Here is an 18,555-nt window from a genome sequence, read left to right on the forward strand (position 1 = left end):
GGTAGCCCAGCCACTGGCTAGGTGCATACCAATGACAAAAGGGCGATTGTTCGCCCTTTTTTGATCGCTGCATTACGCTATCTCAGACCAAACAGAATCAATTACACCACTTGCGCACTGAGCTGCTTCAGCAACCGATCCATCGCTCGATACCCAAGCGCTTCCGCCAAATGTGAACGTTGAATCTCAGCTTCCCCTGCCAAATCCGCAATGGTACGCGCCACTTTGATGATCCTATGGTACGCCCGAATCGAGAGCCCCAACTGATGCAAAGCACTTTCTAGAAATGCGGCATCGGCTTTGCTGAGGGCACAATCTCGATCTAATTCGCGAGTCGATAACCGAGCGTTCACTTTATCAGCCCGAGCCATCATCCGCTCTCGCGCCGTCAGCACCCGTTGGTGGATCACTTTTGTCGGCTCACCGCGCTCGCCCCCTTGAGTTAAAGTACCACGAGGCAATAACGGGATTTCAATCGACATATCAAATCGGTCGAGTAAAGGTCCTGACAAGCGGCTCAAGTAACGTAAAATCGCCTGTGGGTTAGTACGCGCTTGATTGCCTTCGTAATAGCCGGTGGGGCTTGGGTTTAGCGCACCAATCAATTGAAAACGAGCCGGAAACGTCGCCTTACTGGTCGCCCGTGAAATCACGATTTCCCCTGACTCCAACGGCTCACGCAGCGAGTCGAGTACTTTACGTTCAAACTCTGGCATTTCATCTAAAAACAGCAACCCATTATGCGCCAGTGAGATCTCACCTGGGCGTGGCACCGAGCCGCCACCAACCAGCGCCGCCATTGAGCTCGAATGATGAGGAGTACGAAACGGGCGTTGCCGCCAATTACCTTGATGCAAACTTTGCTGAGTAAGCGAGGTGACCGCTGCGGTTTCTAACGCCTCCGTCACCGACATCGGTGGCAGTAAATCAACCAGCCGCGACGCCAGCATGGTTTTTCCGGTACCCGGTGGGCCAAGGAATAATAAATTGTGCCCACCTGCGGCGGCAATCTCTAACGCACGCTTACCTTGCTGCTGACCGATAATATCTTGCATATCGCGTTGCGATTCATCGGTAACAACCGAATCCCCCTCGGCTGAGCGTTGAAATAAACTGAGCGGCTGCTGATCGCACAAATAGCCACACACAGCTAACAGATCCGGTGCCGATTTATGCTGGCTATCATCCACCAGCGCCACTTGATCGCCATTGCCATCAGGCACCAACAAACAACGTTTGGCCTGCTGCGCCGCAAGCGCAGCGGGCAGAGCACCTTTAACCGGACGCAATCGCCCAGAAAGCGCTAACTCCCCTAAAAATTCATGATTAGCAAGCTTAGTGGTAGGGATCTGCCCAGAAGCCGCCAAAATACCCAACGCGATCGGCAAGTCGAATCGGCCGCCTTCTTTGGGTAAATCCGCGGGTGCCAAGTTCACCGTGATCCGCCGCGAAGGAAACTCAAAATTGGCATTCACAATCGCGCTACGTACCCGATCGCGCGCTTCTTTGACTGTCGTTTCAGGCAACCCCACCAAAGTGAGGGCAGGCATACCATTGCTAATATGCACTTCGACTGTCACTGGTGGTGCCTCAACCCCGACACAAGCGCGGCTATGAACTATGGCTAATGTCATTCTTCATTCACCTTGCACATTTATCAAACCAATAAGTTAATGAAAGTTAATCATTTCGTTTCATGCTTAGCCTATATATGCAGAGAAAATGAAAACAAATCCTGAGTTTTTGCTTGTCATGCGACTCATGTCTGTGTTACCACTAAAGAAGCGCAACAAATAGACAATTAGTTTGGATAAAGAACCAATGCAATTTAACGCTTCAGCACTCGCTCTCATTATTAACGTCTTCGTGGTGATTATTCTCACCGCGACGGGGAGTGCTAGGCGCTAAATAGCCGCAAATGCAAACAAACGCACAAGCCCCCGTCACCCAACCAGGTACGGGGGCTTTTTTATAACAAAGCCAATGCGATTCAAGATGAAACACAAGTTGGCACCGACACACTGCAAGCAATAGACAATCCGCAACATGGAATAAGGGGATGTGATGACAGGGGCAGAGTTAGTTGTATCAGCGCTGCAGCAGCAAGGAATAACCACGGTATTTGGCTATCCGGGTGGGGCAATCATGCCGATCTACGATGCCCTATACGATGGGGGAGTCGAACATATCCTTTGCCGCCACGAGCAAGGCGCAGCAATGGCAGCCATAGGCATGGCGCGTGCTACCCAAGATGTCGCGGTATGCATGGCAACATCAGGACCGGGGGCCACTAACCTAGTCACAGGACTCGCCGATGCGTTTCTTGATTCAATTCCCATCGTCGCGATCACAGGCCAAGTCGCCAGCTCCCACATCGGCACCGATGCGTTTCAAGAAATGGATGTGATCGGAATGTCGCTGGCCTGTACTAAGCACAGCTACCTAGTGACCGATATCGATGAACTCGTCCCGACTTTGGCTGAAGCGTTTGAAGTGGCAAAAACAGGGCGTCCAGGGCCGGTAATTGTTGATATCGCCAAAGATGTTCAACTGGCGCAAGCACCTGTTGTCGACCTTCCTTTCTTTGCGCCACCCGCGATGCCAGCGGTCTGTCCCCAAGCTCTACATACTGCTCAGCAACTGCTGAGCCACAGCCAACGCCCAGTGTTATATGTCGGTGGGGGCGTGCAGTTAGCCAAAGCGACCGACACTGTGCGCCAATTCCTAACATTAAACCCTATGCCTGCCGTCAGTACCCTGAAAGGCCTTGGCACCATTGAACGCCACTACCCACACTACTTAGGTATGCTGGGCATGCACGGTACCAAAGCTGCTAACTTGGTCGTGCAAGAAGCCGATTTGTTAGTGGTGGTGGGCGCTCGTTTTGATGACCGTGTGACGGGCAAGCTAGACACATTTGCCCCTCATGCCAAAGTGATCCACCTTGATATCGATGCAGCCGAGCTCAATAAACTGCGTCATGCTCATGCGCCACTGCGCGGCGATATCAATACCATCTTGCCTCAGCTTGAATTAAGCCAATCGATCACCCCTTGGCTGAGCCACTGCGATCAATTACGCCGCGACTGCAAATGGCGTTACGACCATCCGGGGGATTTAATCTACGCCCCTGCGTTATTGAAACAATTATCTGATGCAATGCCTGACAGTGCCATGGTGGCAACCGATGTGGGCCAACACCAAATGTGGGCAGCGCAACATATCCAGCCACGCGCGCCGCAAAACTTCATCACCTCGGCAGGGTTAGGCACCATGGGCTTTGGTTTACCCGCCGCGATGGGCGCTGCCGTCGCAAGACCCAATGATCAGTCTATTCTTATTTCAGGTGACGGCTCTTTCATGATGAATGTCCAAGAGCTCGGCACCCTGAAGCGTCGCCAAATCCCAGTAAAAATGGTGCTGTTAAACAACCAACGACTGGGCATGGTGCGCCAATGGCAATCGCTGTTTTTTGATGGTCGCCACAGCGAGACCATCCTCGATGACAACCCTGATTTTGTAATGCTGGCAAAGGCATTCGATATTCAGGGCAAAACCATTACACGCAAAGAAGAAGTCGCGCCAGCACTGGCCGAAATGCTTGCCAGTGACACTGCTTATTTATTGCACGTAGTGATCGACGAAGAACAAAACGTATGGCCACTGGTACCACCGGGCGCCTCAAACAACGACATGCTGGAGAACACCTAAGATGGAACGTTACCTAATCGATATCAAAGCCGATGATAAACCCGTGCTATTAGAGCGTGTTCTTCGTGTCATTCGTCATCGGGGCTTCATCATTAAGCAAGTCGCAGCAACCCAAAATCACGAGAGCAAAGTCGCGAGCGTCGAGATCATTGTCGACAGCGATCGCCCGATTTCATTTCTGACCAACCAAATCGAAAAGCTGTGGGATATCCGCACCGTCGATGTCAGTGTGATCAGCAACAATGCGCTCCCGAATAACAACTTACAACAACAGATTTACGCATAAGGAAGGCAATACTATGGCAACGAAAACTGCGGATTTCATTTGGTTCAATGGTGAAATGGTTCCTTGGGCTGACGCCAACGTGCACGTGCTAACCCACGCGATGCACTACGGGACCTCGGTATTCGAAGGGGTACGATGCTACAACACCCCAAACGGACCAATTGTCTTCCGTCATCGTGAGCATGCCCAGCGCTTAAAAGACTCAGCCAAAATCTACCGCTTCCCAATCCCATATTCGGTCGATGACATCATGGAAGCGACCCGCGAAACCCTGCGTCAAAACAAACTCGACAGTGCCTACATCCGCCCGCTCGGCTTTGTCGGTAATGTCGGGTTAGGGGTTTGTCCACCCGCAGATACCGAAATGGATTTGATCATCGCCGCTTTCCCTTGGGGCTCTTACTTAGGTGAAGAAGCACTCGAGAACGGGGTTGATGCCATGATTTCGAGCTGGAACCGCGCCGCACCCAACACCATTCCAACGGCTGCGAAAGCAGGCGGTAACTACTTATCATCATTGCTCGTCGGCGGTGAAGCCCGTCGTCATGGCTATGATGAAGGGATCGCCCTTAGCGTGGACGGTTACCTGTCTGAAGGGGCAGGGGAAAACATCTTTGTGATCAAAGATGGCGTGCTAACCACACCGCCCGCCACCAGCGCGATCCTTCCGGGGATCACCCGTGATTCGATCATGACCATCGCCCGTGATAAAGGCTATGACGTGCGCGAAGCCAACATTGCCCGCGAAGCACTCTATCTAGCCGATGAAATCTTCATGACTGGCACTGCGGCGGAAATCGTACCTGTGCGCACCGTCGATAAAATTGAAATCGGCTGCGGCAAACGCGGCCCTATCACCCAAGATCTGCAAGCGACCTACTTTGGTCTCTTTAACGGCACCACTGAAGACAAGTGGGGCTGGTTAGATTACGTATACCCACAAAAGAAGTAAGAGGGATAAGGACATGCCACAATACCGCTCAGCCACCACTACCCACGGTCGTAACATGGCTGGTGCGCGCGCCCTTTGGCGCGCCACTGGCGTTAAAGAAGAAGACTTTGGTAAACCCATCATTGCGGTGGTGAACTCCTTTACCCAGTTTGTACCGGGTCACGTTCACCTTAAAGATTTAGGCCAACTGGTTGCGAGAGAAATCGAGCAAGCCGGCGGGATCGCCAAAGAATTCAATACCATTGCCGTGGATGACGGTATTGCGATGGGCCACGGTGGGATGCTGTATTCACTGCCTTCACGCGAGCTGATCGCCGATTCGGTTGAATACATGGTCAACGCCCACTGTGCCGATGCCATGGTCTGTATTTCTAACTGTGACAAAATCACCCCAGGGATGCTAATGGCCGCGCTGAGGATCAACATTCCGGTGATTTTCGTCTCAGGCGGCCCAATGGAAGCGGGCAAAACCAAACTGTCCGATCAAATCCTTAAGCTGGATCTAGTCGACGCCATGATCCAAGGCGCGGATCCAACGGTATCAGACGAGCAAAGCGAGCAGATCGAACGATCCGCTTGCCCAACCTGTGGATCTTGCTCTGGCATGTTTACCGCCAATTCGATGAACTGTTTGACCGAAGCTCTTGGACTGAGTCAACCGGGTAACGGCTCACTACTGGCGACCCATGCCGACCGTGAACAACTGTTCCTCAGCGCAGGTCGCCGTATTGTCGAGCTGACCAAACGTTACTACGAACAAAACGATGCCACTGCGCTACCACGCAATATTGCCACCAAAGCCGCGTTTGAAAACGCAATGGCGCTCGATATTGCTATGGGCGGCTCAACCAATACCGTGCTTCACTTGCTCGCGGCGGCACAAGAAGGGGAAATCGACTTCGACATGAATGACATCGATCGGATGTCACGGCAAGTGCCTCACTTGTGTAAAGTCGCACCATCCACCCAAAAATATCACATGGAAGATGTCCACCGCGCGGGTGGGGTAATTGGCATTTTGGGCGAACTAAACCGCGCCGGGCTGCTCAACAACCAAGCCAAAACCGTGCTAGGGCTTGATTGGACGCAACAACTAGCCCAATACGACATCATGCAAACCGAATCAGATGACGTAAAAACCTTCTACCGCGCAGGTCCAGCAGGGATCCGTACCACCAAAGCCTTCTCTCAAGATTGCCGTTGGGACACCTTGGACGATGATCGCCAAGGCGGCTGTATCCGCACCCAAGAACACGCTTTTAGCCAAGACGGTGGCTTAGCAGTGCTTAAAGGTAATATCGCCCTTGATGGCTGTATCGTTAAAACCGCAGGCGTTGATGAAAGTATCCTCAAATTTACGGGTCCAGCCGTGGTGTTTGAAAGCCAAGAGTCGGCGGTAGAAGGGATCTTAGGCGGTAAAGTAAAAGCGGGCGATGTGGTGGTGATCCGCTACGAAGGACCCAAAGGCGGACCGGGAATGCAAGAAATGCTATACCCAACCACTTACCTTAAATCAATGGGCTTGGGCAAAGAGTGTGCTTTACTGACCGATGGCCGTTTCTCGGGCGGGACTTCAGGGCTATCAATCGGTCACGCTTCACCGGAAGCTGCCAACGGTGGTGCTATTGGCTTAGTCCAAGACGGCGATACCATTGAGATTGATATTCCCAACCGTACGATTTCGTTAGCCGTGAGCGAGCAAGAGCTCGATAACCGTCGCCAGCAACAAAACCAATTAGGCTGGAAACCCGTTGATCGCCAACGCCAAGTCTCGTTGGCACTCAGAGCGTACGCCAGTATGGCAACCAGTGCTGACAAAGGTGCAGTACGCGATAAAAGTAAACTGGAAGGGTAGTGTTATGAGTCAACCACAACCTCAACTCGCCCCGCAGCCATTAACCTGCGCCGAATACTTACGGGATATTTTGCGTGCCCCTGTCTACGAGGTGGCGCAAGTCACCCCATTACAAACCATGTCTCGCTTGAGCGAGCGACTCGGTAACCACGTCCACCTAAAGCGAGAAGACCGCCAGCCCGTCCACTCATTCAAACTCCGTGGCGCTTACAACATGATGGCGCAATTAACTGTCGCTCAACAACAAGCAGGGGTGATAGCCGCTTCAGCGGGCAACCACGCCCAAGGGTTAGCCCTATCGGGAAAACAACTTGGCGTTCAAGCCACGATTGTCATGCCATTGACCACTCCGAATATCAAAGTCGAAGCGGTTAAAGGGTTTGGCGGCAAAGTAGTGCTACACGGCAACAACTTCGATGAAGCCAAAGCCCACGCCATTGAGCTGGCCGAGCGCCACGGTTTTACCTTCATTCCGCCGTTTGATCACCCTGCTGTAATTGCCGGGCAAGGCACCATCGGCATGGAGTTATTGCAGCAAAACGGTCACCTCGACTATGTATTCCTACCCGTGGGGGGCGGCGGTTTAGCGGCTGGCGTTGCAGTACTTCTTAAGCAACTGCTACCACAAATCAAAGTCATTGGTGTCGAGGCTGAAGACTCAGCCTGTTTGCAAGCCGCACTAGATGCAGGTGAGCCCGTGACGCTCGATCATGTCGGCATGTTTGCCGATGGGGTCGCGGTAAAACGGATCGGCGATGAAACCTTTCGTCTTTGCCAGCAACACTTGGACGACGTGATCACTGTCAGCTCAGATGAAATCTGTGCGGCGGTGAAAGATATCTTTGAAGATACTCGCGCCATTGCCGAACCCTCTGGCGCGCTGTCTTTGGCGGGCTTGAAGAAATACGCCGATACCCACCAGATCCACCAGCAACAGTTAGCAGCAGTACTCTCAGGTGCAAACCTCAACTTTCATGGCTTGCGCTATGTATCTGAGCGCTGTGAGCTCGGGGAAAAACGCGAAGGTATTTTGGCGGTCACCATTCCTGAGCGCCAAGGCGCCTTCTTGGATTTCTGCCATATCTTAGGAGGACGAGCGGTTACCGAATTTAACTACCGCTATAACGATGACAGCTTAGCCAATGTGTTTGTCGGGGTGCGCTTACAGCAAGGACAAGACGAGCTCGACAATATCATCGCCGATCTACGTCACGGTGGTTATCCGGTGGTGGATTTATCTGACGATGAAATGGCCAAGCAACACGTGCGCTATATGATCGGTGGTCGTCCATCCAAGCCGCTCCAAGAGCGACTGTACAGCTTTGAATTCCCTGAATACCCAGGTGCCTTGCTTAAATTCTTAAACACCTTGGGCACTCGCTGGAACATTAGCTTATTCAACTACCGTAACCACGGTGCCGATTACGGCCGCGTGCTGTGTGGCTTTGAGCTGGAACAACAAGATATCTTGTCCTTTACCAGTTACCTTCGTGAGCTTGGTTACCAATGGCAAGATGAAACCGAAAACCCGGCTTACCGTTTCTTCCTCGCCCAGTAACCCTGCAGCAACAGACCCAAAAAAAGCAGCCTTTGGCTGCTTTTCTACTTGGGTGAATGGGATATCCGCCCTACTAGGTCTTTTTATTTTGTTGCTCAAACCAGCACGAAATAAAGCTAAGATTGAGCTCAATCAAGCGTGCTCGTAAGGCTGGTGGCACTTCTGCCAACATATTTACCAGCTGCTGAGTATCTTCCTGAAGATCGCATGGGTTACAACCGGTGTTTTCCTCAAATAAAAACCAAGCCAATGGCCGCTCGGTCACTTCAGCAATTTTTACCAAAGTCGATACACGTGGTTCAGTTTTACCCGACTCTAAGTCGAGGTAAGTTTGACGCGCAACACCGAGCTTTTTGGCCATTCCAACTTGAGTGATTTCTTTCCACTCTCTCGCCTCACGAATTTTACTGGCGATCAGTAATTTGGAAGTATTCATGCATTTACCATCTACTTCATCGTTGTAGCTTGCGTGGCTGCTAACGATCGCCTAAAGGCATAACTAAGTTGTTAATAGATAGGAAATTATGCCTGCCGCGTACAGCGCGTCACCGAGTGGAAACAGAAACTGTGACCCTAAACCGCCAATGTCAGCCTAAGTAGACATAGTTATTTCCATATTGCCCACAAGGTCATACAACCAAACACTATGAATACAGTTACATAAATGTTAACTACCTTTTATCGCGCTGAGTTAACGCCTTGGTGTACTCAGCCATAAAGCCCGCTAAGTTAATGCTTTGCTGCAAAATAACGTTACGTGCCGAATGGGGTAAACGACTAAAGTATTGCAGCAAACGATCGATCTCTTCTTTGTATTCACTCTCTAGGATCTCGATCCCTTCATCCCCATACACAAACCAAGTGAGCGGGCGTTCGGTGATCTCTGAGATCTCCGACAGCAAACGAACGCGCGGTTCGGTTTTTCCGGTTTCAAGATCCAAGTAAGTCTGACGGGCAACTTTCAATTGCTGCGCCATATGCACTTGAGTAAGACCTTTCCATTCACGCGCTTCACGAATACGTGCGGCAATTTTGGTTTTGGAATCTGTCATGGCTAACCTCCAATACACATCAAATAGAAGACGACTTAGTGTTCATGACCTTACCTGCACATGGTGCGCCAATATGACCAACACAGTACAAACCCTATAAATCAAACACTTAAAAAAACACCCTCAATGACGGTTTGTATTTTGATTCGCAGAAAGTTGTACACCGCTATCTAGATTTTCATTTCGCAATATCTCGGCATTGCTATCAAATAAATTAGGCGAACAAGTCGCTAACGGAAGCGATCTGCTAAAAAATCATCATCAATGTACTAGAGAATAGACGCTAACCAAGGACGCTAGCGGGGAGGGAAACGAAAAAAGCACCCAAAAGGGTGCTTTTCTCAAACTTAATACGTGCACTTAAATGCACATTTTGGTCAGTGGATCACTCCACGGTTACCGCTTTCGCTAAGTTACGTGGTTGGTCAACATCAGTGCCTTTGATCAACGCGACATGGTATGACAGCAGCTGCATCGGTACTGTGTAGAAGATTGGCGCAATAATGTCATCGACACGCGGCATAGTGATGATCTTCATCCCTTCACATGGTTCAAAGCCTGCTTCACTATCTGCGAACACATACAGCAGACCACCACGGGCACGCACTTCTTCAATGTTTGATTTCAACTTCTCAAGCAAATCATTGGTCGGTGCCACTACGATAACCGGCATATCCGCATCAATCAGTGCCAGTGGGCCGTGTTTTAGCTCGCCCGCAGCGTAAGCTTCAGCATGGATGTACGAGATTTCTTTCAGCTTCAGCGACGCTTCCACTGCAATCGGGTAAAACTCACCGCGACCTAAGAACAGCGCATGGTGTTTGTCCGCGAAATCTTCTGCCAGTAGCTCGATTGGCTTATCGAACGCCAGCGCTTTCTCAATTTGAGTCGGTAACTGGTGGAGCGAAGCGACGATTTCACGCTCTTTCTCAGCGGAAATCATGCCTTTTTCTTTACCCAGCGCAGTAACAAACATCAGCATAGTAACAAGCTGTGTCGTGAACGCTTTGGTCGAGGCCACACCGATTTCCGTGCCAGCACGGGTCATGAAGGCCAGATCAGATTCACGAACTAGCGATGAACCCGCAACGTTACAAATGGTCATCGCCGACATGTAACCTTTTTCTTTCGCCAAGCGTAGCGCTGCCAGTGTATCGGCAGTTTCACCAGACTGAGAAAGGGTGATCAACAGGCTATTTGGACGAGTCACAAACTTGCGGTAACGGAACTCGGAGGCGATCTCCACATCACAGCTCACACCCGCCATCGCTTCAAACCAGTAGCGAGCCACCATACCGGCATTGTACGAAGTACCACAGGCTACGATTTGTACGTGTTCTACTTTTTCTAGAATGTCTGTGGCACCGTTACCTATACTTTCCACAATCACGCTATCGTTGCTGATACGGCCTTCCATGGTATTGGTTAGCGCGCTTGGTTGCTCGTAAATCTCTTTTTGCATGTAGTGGCGGTACTGACCTTTATCTGCCGCATCTTGCTGCAAATTAGACTCGTGAACGTCACGCACCACAGGCTCACCGCTGTGATCAAATACGTTCACTTCACGACGAGTGATTTCTGCCACATCACCTTCTTCAAGGAACATGAAGCGACGAGTGACATTCAGAAGCGCTAGCTGATCAGAGGCCAAGAAGTTCTCACCAACACCTAAACCGATCACCAATGGACTGCCAGAACGTGCCACCACAACGCGCTCAGGGTCACGACGATCCATCACCACAGTGCCGTACGCACCTTCAAGTTGAGCCACGGTTTTTTGCACCGCTTCCAATAGCGTCGCTGCGCTGCGTAGTTCCCACTCAACTAAGTGAGCGATCACTTCGGTGTCGGTTTGCGAAACAAAGATGTAGCCACGCTCAGTCAATTGCTCACGCAATTCTTCGTGGTTTTCAATGATACCGTTGTGTACCAAAGCAATGTGCTCACCGGACATATGCGGGTGAGCGTTAGACTCAGAAGGTTCACCGTGGGTCGCCCAACGAGTGTGCGCAATGCCCGTGCCACCAATCAACGGGTTGCTATCTACCGCATCCGCCAACTCTTGCACTTTACCCAAACGACGAATGCGACTCAGGTTACCTTGCGGATCAACCACCGCGACACCTGCAGAGTCATAGCCGCGGTACTCTAATCGGCGTAGTCCTTCTACTAAAATTTCCGCAACATCACGTTGTGCTACCGCACCCACGATTCCGCACATAATCAGTGTTCTCCTAATCTTATTCGACGGATGCGCAAATCACTTGCACACCACATTGTTCAATCTGTTGTTTCGCGTCTGCTGATAAACCATCGTCGGTGATCAGCGTGCTAATGCTCTGCCACGGCAATTCTTGGTTGGGGATCCGGCGACCGACTTTGCTCGATTCCACCATCACCACCACTTCACGGGAGACTTCCGCCATTACTCGGCTCAAACCAATCAACTCATTAAAAGTTGTAGTCCCTCGTGCGATGTCGATGCCATCGGCACCAATAAATAGTTGATCAAAGTCATACGATCGCAGCACCGACTCCGCAACTTGGCCCTGAAAGGCTTCTGAGTGCGGATCCCAAGTACCGCCCGTCATTAATAACGTCGGCTCGTTTTCAAGCTCATTAAGGGCATTGGCAACATTGAGGGAATTGGTCATCACAATCAGCCCTTGCTTGTCATTAAGCAGGGGGATCAAGCTGGCGGTAGTGCTGCCGCTATCAATGATCAGACGGTTATGGTCGCGAATACGCGCCGCAGCCGCGTTGGCAATCGCTAACTTACGAACCGAAACATGCTCTTCGCTGTCTTCGTTGGCAACCAACTCAGATGGCATCGCAATCGCGCCACCATAGCGACGAAGCAACAACCCATTTTGTTCTAAGTTTGCCAAGTCTTTACGAATGGTAACTTCGGAGGTTGCAAAATGTTGCGCCAAAAAATCAACGCTGGCTTCGCCTTGCTCATTGATATAAGCCACGATGCCATGACGGCGTTGCTGAGTGTTTCGCTTCGACATAAGTTTTGAATTGTTATTTGTAAGTTTCGTTCTGAAACTTAAGGATAGCAAAGCAAAAGAAATGTGATCAATAGCTAAGCAGTTATTAATCAATGCGAATAATGTCAGGAGAATAAAGCCGTCAAACAAAGAGGAAATAAGCGAGGCAGAGAAGAAAGTCGGTGTGAAGGAAATAAGTGTAGAGAGAAACAAAAAAGGCAGGGAAATCCCTGCCTCTCATCATCAAAATGACTCACTGTATAATAAGTGGCCTATTTTTTCTTTTGTGGGCGTTTCCAGCCTTTCACGGTACGTGCTGGAGCACGAGTGATCACGAGTTCACCTTCACCCACATCGCGATTAATGGTCGCACCCGCACCAATGGTCGCACCCGCTCCAATTTTCACCGGTGCAATCAACTGACTATCAGAGCCAACAAACACGTCATCGGCAATTTCAGTCTTAAATTTATTCGCGCCATCGTAGTTACAAGTAATAGTACCAGCACCAATATTTACTCGCTCACCGATCTCAGCATCACCAAGGTAGGTTAAGTGATTAGCTTTCGAACCTTTACCCAAACGCGCTTTTTTCATTTCAACGAAGTTACCGACATGAGAGTCACCCACTAGCTCAGCACCTGGGCGCAGACGAGTAAATGGACCCACAGTACAATCTTCACCCACAGTAGCGCCTTCAATCACGCTGTATGGGCGAATAATGGTATTGTCGTCGATTTCACAATCGGTCAGGACAGAACCGGCACCAATCACTACGTTATTACCCAGTGACACGCTACCTTCGATGATCACGTTCACATCGATTTCAACGTCGGTACCGCATTGCAGCTCACCACGTAGATCAAAACGCGCAGGATCGCGCAGCATCACACCTTGCTCTAGCAGGCGTTCTGCTTGCATCGCTTGATACGCTCGCTCCAATTTCGCTAGCTGAACGCGGTTATTAACCCCTTCCACTTCGATAGGGTTTGCTGGGTGAACCGCTTCAATTGCACGACCTTCATCGTGAGCAATGGCGATAATGTCAGTAAGGTAGTATTCGCCTTGCGCGTTATCGTTCTTCAACGCCGCCAGCCAGCGTTTCATGTCGCCGCCGTTGACGACCATCACACCAGTGTTGATTTCTTTAATCAGCTTTTGCTCTTCGCTCGCATCTTTTTGCTCAACAATCGCCACCACAGGACCATTGCGACGCACGATACGACCGTAACCCGTAGGATCATCCAGCACCACAGTCAAAAGAGCAATACCGCCTTCAGGCTGCGCATCTAATAAGTTATCAAGCGTTTGAGTACTAATAAGCGGCACATCACCGTATAGGATCAGTACTTTTTCATCATCCGCTACATCAGGGCACGCTTGGTTTACTGCATGACCAGTACCCAATTGCTCCGCTTGCAGGACCCAGTTCACTGACTCTTGCGCCAATACCTGCTGCATGGTGTCACCGCCGTGGCCGTAAACGAGGTGAATATTGTTAGCGCCAATATCACTACAAGTATCAATCACGTGTTTGACCATCGGCTTACCCGCTAGAGTATGAAGCACTTTAGGCAGGTTGGAATACATACGGGTGCCTTTTCCCGCGGCGAGAATCACAGCGCTGAAGTTCATACAGCGTATCCTTTTGGGTGCAGTTCTAAAACAAATAAGCCAACATTGTAGCCGTCTAATAATTAGGATTTAAGGTTTAACCGTTATTTTTTTCCATGTAATAACTTGCAATGCCCCGCAAAAAGCATAAAAAAAGCGACCCTAAGGTCGCTTTTTTCTTTTCAGGCGTCTGATTAACGCGCTTTACGCGTCAGCTCGATAACACGAAGCTGCGCGATCGCTTTAGCCAGATCGCTGGCCGCTTGGGCAAAGTCGATATCGCCATGCTGATTGTGGATACGCTCCTCAGCTTGACGTTTCGCTTCTTCAGCTTTCGCTGAATCCAAATCTTCACCACGGATCGCAGTGTCAGCTAATACAGTCACTGCATTAGGCTGAACTTCAAGCATACCACCAGAAAGATAAATCACTTCTTCCTCGCCGTGCTGCTTAACGATGCGGATCATCCCCGGCGTAATTGCGGTCAGCAGCGGGGTGTGCCCAGCGTGAATGCCGAGTTCACCTTCGCTACCAGTCACCTGAATATTTTCAGCACGACCAGAGAACAGTTTTTTCTCTGCGCTTACTACGTCCAGATGGAAGGTTATCGCTGCCATATCGCCTCCTACTTAGCTTAAAGCTTCTTCGCGTTTTCCAATACGTCTTCAATCGCGCCGCAGTACATGAATGCCTGCTCTGGGATATCGTCGTATTCACCCGCTAGAAGACCTTTGAAGCTACGTAGCGTATCTTTCAGCGACACGTAGATACCAGGAGAACCAGTAAAGACTTCTGCTACGTGGTAAGGCTGAGTTAGGAAACGTTCAATCTTACGTGCACGAGATACAGTTTGCTTATCTTCTTCAGATAGCTCATCCATACCTAGGATAGCGATGATGTCTTTTAGCTCTTTGTAGCGTTGCAGAGTTGACTGAACGCCACGAGCAATGTCGTAATGCTCTTGACCAACAACCAATGGATCTAGCATACGAGATGTTGAATCCAGTGGGTCAATCGCAGGGTATAGACCTAGCGATGCGATCTGACGCGAAAGTACAACGGTTGCATCCAAGTGAGCAAAGGTTGTTGCTGGTGATGGGTCAGTCAAGTCATCCGCAGGTACGTATACCGCCTGAACAGAGGTGATAGAACCGCTCTTCGTTGACGTGATACGCTCCTGAAGTACACCCATCTCTTCTGCTAGTGTTGGCTGGTAACCTACCGCTGAAGGCATACGACCTAGAAGTGCCGATACCTCAGTACCCGCAAGGGTGTAACGGTAGATGTTATCGATGAACAACAGAACGTCACGACCTTCGTCACGGAAACGCTCAGCCATTGTTAGACCAGTCAGTGCAACACGTAGACGGTTACCCGGTGGCTCGTTCATCTGACCGTAAACCATTGCTACTTTTGATTCTTCAGGGTTCTCAACGTTAACAACGCCAGCTTCCTGCATTTCAAAGTAGAAATCGTTACCTTCACGCGTACGCTCACCAACACCGGCAAATACAGATAGACCTGAGTGTTGAATCGCGATGTTGTTGATAAGTTCCATCATGTTAACGGTCTTACCAACACCCGCACCACCAAACAGACCGATTTTACCACCCTTAGCGAATGGACAAATTAGGTCGATAACTTTAACGCCAGTTTCTAGCATTTCAGTTGTGTTTGATTGTTCTTCGTAGCTTGGTGCAGCACGGTGGATAGAGTAACGCTCTTTCTCACCAATCTCACCACACTCATCAATTGGGTGACCTAGTACGTTCATGATACGTCCTAGAGTCGCAGTACCTACTGGCACTTCAATTGGGCGGCCTGTGTTTTCAACAGACAAACCACGACGTAAGCCATCAGAAGTACCCATTGCGATACCACGAACAACACCGCCACCAAGTTGCTGCTGAACTTCCAGTACTAGCGTACCGTTTTCTTTCGCATCAACGTGTAGGGCATCGTATACCTGTGGTACAGAGTCCTGTGGAAACTCTACGTCGACTACCGCACCGATGATCTGTACGATCTTACCTGTAGCCATCGTTAATCCTCTAAACTTATTAATTCTTTGCCTTAAACAACAGATGCACCAGAAACAATTTCTGATAGCTCTTGTGTGATCGCAGCCTGACGGGCTTTGTTGTACACAAGTTGCAGATCATCAATTAAGTTACCTGCATTGTCTGTTGCTGCTTTCATTGCAACCATTCGTGCCGCTTGCTCACTTGCAAGGTTTTCCACTACACCTTGGTATACCTGTGATTCGACATAGCGAACCAATAGGGTATCCAGTAGGGCTTTCGGCTCAGGCTCGTAAATGTAGTCCCAAGAATGGTTGCGCTGCATGTCTTCGTCTTCTGACTTAGGCAAAGGCAGCAATTGATCAATCACGGGTTCTTGTACCATGGTGTTTACAAAACGGTTGTAAACCAGGTACAGACGGTCTAGTTCACCGTCATCATATTTCTTCAGCATCACGCCTACAGTACCAATCAGCTCATCGACTGTTGGTGCGTCACCCAAGCCAGAAACTTGAGCAGCCACGTTGCCACCGTAGTTGTTAAAGAATGCTGTCGCTTTCGCGCCAATAAGCGCTAGTTCAACGTCAGCACCTTGCTCAGACCAACCTTGAATGTCTGACATCGCTTGCTTGAACATGTTGATGTTCAAACCGCCACACAGACCACGGTCAGAAGAAACAATGATGTAACCCACGCGCTTGGCTTCACGCTCTTCGAGATAAGGGTGCTTATACTCAAGGCTACCAAGGGCGATATGACCGATCACTTTGCGCATAGTTTGTGCGTATGGACGTGATGATTCCATAGCGTCTTGCGTTTTACGCATTTTAGACGCTGCAACCATCTCCATCGCTTTTGTGATCTTTTGAGTGTTCTTAACACTACCGATCTTGTTACGAATCTCTTTTGCGCCGGCCATTGTTACTCTCCGTTAGTAGGTGATCGCAAGCGATCACCAACCAATTACCAAGTCTGGGTCGCTTTGAAATCGTCAACCAGTTTCACGAACTGAGCTTCGATTTCGTCGTTCCAAGCGCCCGTTTCATCAACCTGAGACACAAGCTCAGCGTAGTGACCTTTGGCGTATGACAGCAACGCAGATTCGAAATCAGCAAGCTTAGTTAGCTCAACATCATTCAAGTAGCCTTTTTCAGCCGCAAAGATCACCATGCCTTGTTCGAAAACAGACATCGGCGCGTATTGCTTCTGCTTCATCAGTTCAGTTACTTTCTGACCGTGATCAAGCTGCTTCTTGGTTGCTTCATCAAGGTCTGACGAGAACTGAGCGAAAGCTGCAAGTTCACGGTACTGTGCTAGTGCGGTACGGATACCACCAGACAGTTTCTTGATGATCTTGGTTTGCGCAGAACCACCTACACGCGATACAGAGATACCTGGGTCAACCGCTGGACGAATACCAGAGTTGAACAGTTCTGTTTGTAGGAAGATCTGACCATCAGTGATCGAGATTACGTTAGTCGGTACGAATGCCGATACGTCACCTGCTTGCGTTTCGATAATAGGAAGCGCAGTTAGGGAACCCGTCTGACCTTTCACTTCACCGTTAGTGAATTTTTCTACGTAGTTAGCGTTAACACGCGCAGCACGCTCTAGTAGGCGAGAGTGAAGGTAGAAAACATCACCAGGGAATGCTTCACGACCCGGTGGGCGTTTTAGCAATAGTGAGATTTGACGGTAAGCAACAGCTTGCTTAGACAGGTCATCGTAAACAATCAGTGCGTCTTCACCGCGGTCGCGGAAGTACTCACCCATTGCACAACCTGAGTAAGGCGCAAGGTATTGCAATGCCGCTGCTTCAGATGCAGATGCAACAACAACAATCGTGTTCTCTAGTGCGCCGTGCTCTTCAAGCTTGCGTACTACGTTCGCGATAGTTGATGCTTTCTGACCGATAGCAACGTATACAGAGAAGATACCAGAACCTTTCTGGTTAATGATCGCATCGATCGCCATTGCTGTTTTACCAGTCTGACGGTCACCGATGATTAGCTCACGCTGACCACGGCCGATTGGGATCATTGAGTCAACTGCCTTGTAACCAGTTTGTACTGGTTGATCAACAGATTGACGGTCGATTACGCCAGGTGCAATCACTTCAACAGGAGAGAAAGTCTCTGTTTCGATTGGACCTTTACCATCGATTGGCTCACCTAGTGTGTTCACTACGCGGCCTAGAAGCGCAGGGCCTACTGGTACTTCAAGAATACGACCAGTACCCGTTACTTTCATGCCTTCCTGAAGGTCAGCATATGGGCCCATTACAACCGCACCAACCGAGTCACGCTCAAGGTTAAGTGCTAGTGCATAACGGCCACCAGGTAATTCAATCATTTCACCTTGCATTACGTCTGCAAGGCCATGGATACGAACGATACCATCACTTACCGAGATGATAGTACCTTCGTTGCGCGCTTCACTTACAACGTTGAAGTTTTCAATACGTTGCTTGATCAGTGCGCTAATTTCCGTGGAATTAAGTTGCATGCTCCAATT

15 protein-coding genes are annotated in these 18,555 nt (G+C 49.9%); 5 read left to right on the forward strand and 10 right to left on the reverse strand.

All coding sequences use genetic code 11. The annotated features are described in order from the left end of the window. Positions 1-101: 101 nt before the first annotated feature. A complete protein-coding gene (locus tag A3K86_RS17150; protein WP_068334080.1) occupies positions 102-1,634 on the reverse strand; it encodes a YifB family Mg chelatase-like AAA ATPase in 1,533 nt (510 codons plus the stop codon). A gap of 430 nt (positions 1,635-2,064) precedes the next feature. On the opposite strand from A3K86_RS17150, the gene ilvG reads away from it, so the two are divergent. Genes ilvG through ilvA form a run of 5 tightly spaced genes read left to right on the forward strand, consistent with a single transcriptional unit; the run spans position 2,065 to position 8,362 of the window. Continuing rightward, on the forward strand, positions 2,065-3,711 hold the full coding sequence (ilvG, locus tag A3K86_RS17155) for an acetolactate synthase 2 catalytic subunit (RefSeq protein WP_068334085.1): 1,647 nt from the start codon (positions 2,065-2,067) through the stop codon (positions 3,709-3,711). 1 nt (position 3,712) lies between these two features. Beyond that, the gene (gene ilvM, locus A3K86_RS17160) at positions 3,713-3,997 is read left to right on the forward strand and encodes an acetolactate synthase 2 small subunit (protein ID WP_068334087.1); all 285 of its coding nucleotides are present in this window, start codon (positions 3,713-3,715) and stop codon (positions 3,995-3,997) included. A gap of 13 nt (positions 3,998-4,010) precedes the next feature. After that, positions 4,011-4,949 (forward strand): branched-chain-amino-acid transaminase, encoded by a 939-nt coding sequence (gene ilvE / locus A3K86_RS17165; protein ID WP_068334088.1) that lies wholly within the window; start codon positions 4,011-4,013, stop codon positions 4,947-4,949. A gap of 13 nt (positions 4,950-4,962) precedes the next feature. Next, on the forward strand, positions 4,963-6,804 hold the full coding sequence (gene ilvD, locus A3K86_RS17170; protein WP_068334089.1) for a dihydroxy-acid dehydratase: 1,842 nt from the start codon (positions 4,963-4,965) through the stop codon (positions 6,802-6,804). 4 nt (positions 6,805-6,808) lie between these two features. Beyond that, positions 6,809-8,362: a threonine ammonia-lyase, biosynthetic gene (gene ilvA / locus A3K86_RS17175; RefSeq protein WP_068334091.1), complete on the forward strand. Its 1,554-nt coding sequence runs from the start codon at positions 6,809-6,811 to the stop codon at positions 8,360-8,362. Positions 8,363-8,435: 73 nt separating this feature from the next. Here ilvA and A3K86_RS17180 read toward each other — a convergent pair whose 3' ends face one another. The 9 genes from A3K86_RS17180 to atpA all read right to left on the reverse strand — a co-directional run bounded on the left by A3K86_RS17180 (position 8,436) and on the right by atpA (position 18,546). Then, positions 8,436-8,798 carry a helix-turn-helix transcriptional regulator gene (locus A3K86_RS17180; protein ID WP_068334094.1) on the reverse strand — a complete coding sequence of 121 codons (363 nt, stop codon included), beginning with the start codon at positions 8,796-8,798 and terminating at the stop codon, positions 8,436-8,438. Between the two features lie 235 nt (positions 8,799-9,033). After that, a complete protein-coding gene (locus A3K86_RS17185) occupies positions 9,034-9,414 on the reverse strand; it encodes a helix-turn-helix transcriptional regulator (protein ID WP_068334095.1) in 381 nt (126 codons plus the stop codon). Positions 9,415-9,799: 385 nt separating this feature from the next. Then, on the reverse strand, positions 9,800-11,635 hold the full coding sequence (gene glmS, locus A3K86_RS17190; RefSeq protein ID WP_068334097.1) for a glutamine--fructose-6-phosphate transaminase (isomerizing): 1,836 nt from the start codon (positions 11,633-11,635) through the stop codon (positions 9,800-9,802). A gap of 19 nt (positions 11,636-11,654) precedes the next feature. Continuing rightward, complete coding sequence (locus A3K86_RS17195; RefSeq protein ID WP_068334099.1) at positions 11,655-12,428, reverse strand: DeoR family transcriptional regulator; 774 nt, start codon at positions 12,426-12,428, stop codon at positions 11,655-11,657. 251 nt (positions 12,429-12,679) lie between these two features. Further along, positions 12,680-14,041 carry a bifunctional UDP-N-acetylglucosamine diphosphorylase/glucosamine-1-phosphate N-acetyltransferase GlmU gene (gene glmU / locus A3K86_RS17200; RefSeq protein ID WP_068334104.1) on the reverse strand — a complete coding sequence of 454 codons (1,362 nt, stop codon included), beginning with the start codon at positions 14,039-14,041 and terminating at the stop codon, positions 12,680-12,682. Positions 14,042-14,214: 173 nt separating this feature from the next. Further along, complete coding sequence (locus A3K86_RS17205) at positions 14,215-14,637, reverse strand: F0F1 ATP synthase subunit epsilon (RefSeq protein WP_068334109.1); 423 nt, start codon at positions 14,635-14,637, stop codon at positions 14,215-14,217. A gap of 17 nt (positions 14,638-14,654) precedes the next feature. Then, positions 14,655-16,061 (reverse strand): F0F1 ATP synthase subunit beta, encoded by a 1,407-nt coding sequence (gene atpD / locus A3K86_RS17210; RefSeq protein ID WP_068334112.1) that lies wholly within the window; start codon positions 16,059-16,061, stop codon positions 14,655-14,657. A 32-nt stretch (positions 16,062-16,093) separates the two neighbouring features. Then, on the reverse strand, positions 16,094-16,960 hold the full coding sequence (gene atpG / locus A3K86_RS17215) for a F0F1 ATP synthase subunit gamma (RefSeq protein WP_068334114.1): 867 nt from the start codon (positions 16,958-16,960) through the stop codon (positions 16,094-16,096). A gap of 44 nt (positions 16,961-17,004) precedes the next feature. Further along, positions 17,005-18,546 carry a F0F1 ATP synthase subunit alpha gene (gene atpA, locus A3K86_RS17220; RefSeq protein WP_068334117.1) on the reverse strand — a complete coding sequence of 514 codons (1,542 nt, stop codon included), beginning with the start codon at positions 18,544-18,546 and terminating at the stop codon, positions 17,005-17,007. Positions 18,547-18,555: the final 9 nt, after the last annotated feature.

Source organism: Photobacterium jeanii, from assembly GCF_001650345.1.
GTDB lineage: Bacteria > Pseudomonadota > Gammaproteobacteria > Enterobacterales > Vibrionaceae > Photobacterium > Photobacterium jeanii.

What these genes read in the sequence shown, in the direction of transcription:
- A3K86_RS17150 (WP_068334080.1), bottom strand. Translation starts at nt 1,634, where the DNA reads ATGACATTAGCCATAGTTCATAGCCGCGCTTGTGTCGGGGTTGAGGCA.
- ilvG (WP_068334085.1), top strand. Translation starts at nt 2,065, where the DNA reads ATGACAGGGGCAGAGTTAGTTGTATCAGCGCTGCAGCAGCAAGGAATA.
- ilvM (WP_068334087.1), top strand. Translation starts at nt 3,713, where the DNA reads ATGGAACGTTACCTAATCGATATCAAAGCCGATGATAAACCCGTGCTA.
- ilvE (WP_068334088.1), top strand. Translation starts at nt 4,011, where the DNA reads ATGGCAACGAAAACTGCGGATTTCATTTGGTTCAATGGTGAAATGGTT.
- ilvD (WP_068334089.1), top strand. Translation starts at nt 4,963, where the DNA reads ATGCCACAATACCGCTCAGCCACCACTACCCACGGTCGTAACATGGCT.
- ilvA (WP_068334091.1), top strand. Translation starts at nt 6,809, where the DNA reads ATGAGTCAACCACAACCTCAACTCGCCCCGCAGCCATTAACCTGCGCC.
- A3K86_RS17180 (WP_068334094.1), bottom strand. Translation starts at nt 8,798, where the DNA reads ATGAATACTTCCAAATTACTGATCGCCAGTAAAATTCGTGAGGCGAGA.
- A3K86_RS17185 (WP_068334095.1), bottom strand. Translation starts at nt 9,414, where the DNA reads ATGACAGATTCCAAAACCAAAATTGCCGCACGTATTCGTGAAGCGCGT.
- glmS (WP_068334097.1), bottom strand. Translation starts at nt 11,635, where the DNA reads ATGTGCGGAATCGTGGGTGCGGTAGCACAACGTGATGTTGCGGAAATT.
- A3K86_RS17195 (WP_068334099.1), bottom strand. Translation starts at nt 12,428, where the DNA reads ATGTCGAAGCGAAACACTCAGCAACGCCGTCATGGCATCGTGGCTTAT.
- glmU (WP_068334104.1), bottom strand. Translation starts at nt 14,041, where the DNA reads ATGAACTTCAGCGCTGTGATTCTCGCCGCGGGAAAAGGCACCCGTATG.
- A3K86_RS17205 (WP_068334109.1), bottom strand. Translation starts at nt 14,637, where the DNA reads ATGGCAGCGATAACCTTCCATCTGGACGTAGTAAGCGCAGAGAAAAAA.
- atpD (WP_068334112.1), bottom strand. Translation starts at nt 16,061, where the DNA reads ATGGCTACAGGTAAGATCGTACAGATCATCGGTGCGGTAGTCGACGTA.
- atpG (WP_068334114.1), bottom strand. Translation starts at nt 16,960, where the DNA reads ATGGCCGGCGCAAAAGAGATTCGTAACAAGATCGGTAGTGTTAAGAAC.
- atpA (WP_068334117.1), bottom strand. Translation starts at nt 18,546, where the DNA reads ATGCAACTTAATTCCACGGAAATTAGCGCACTGATCAAGCAACGTATT.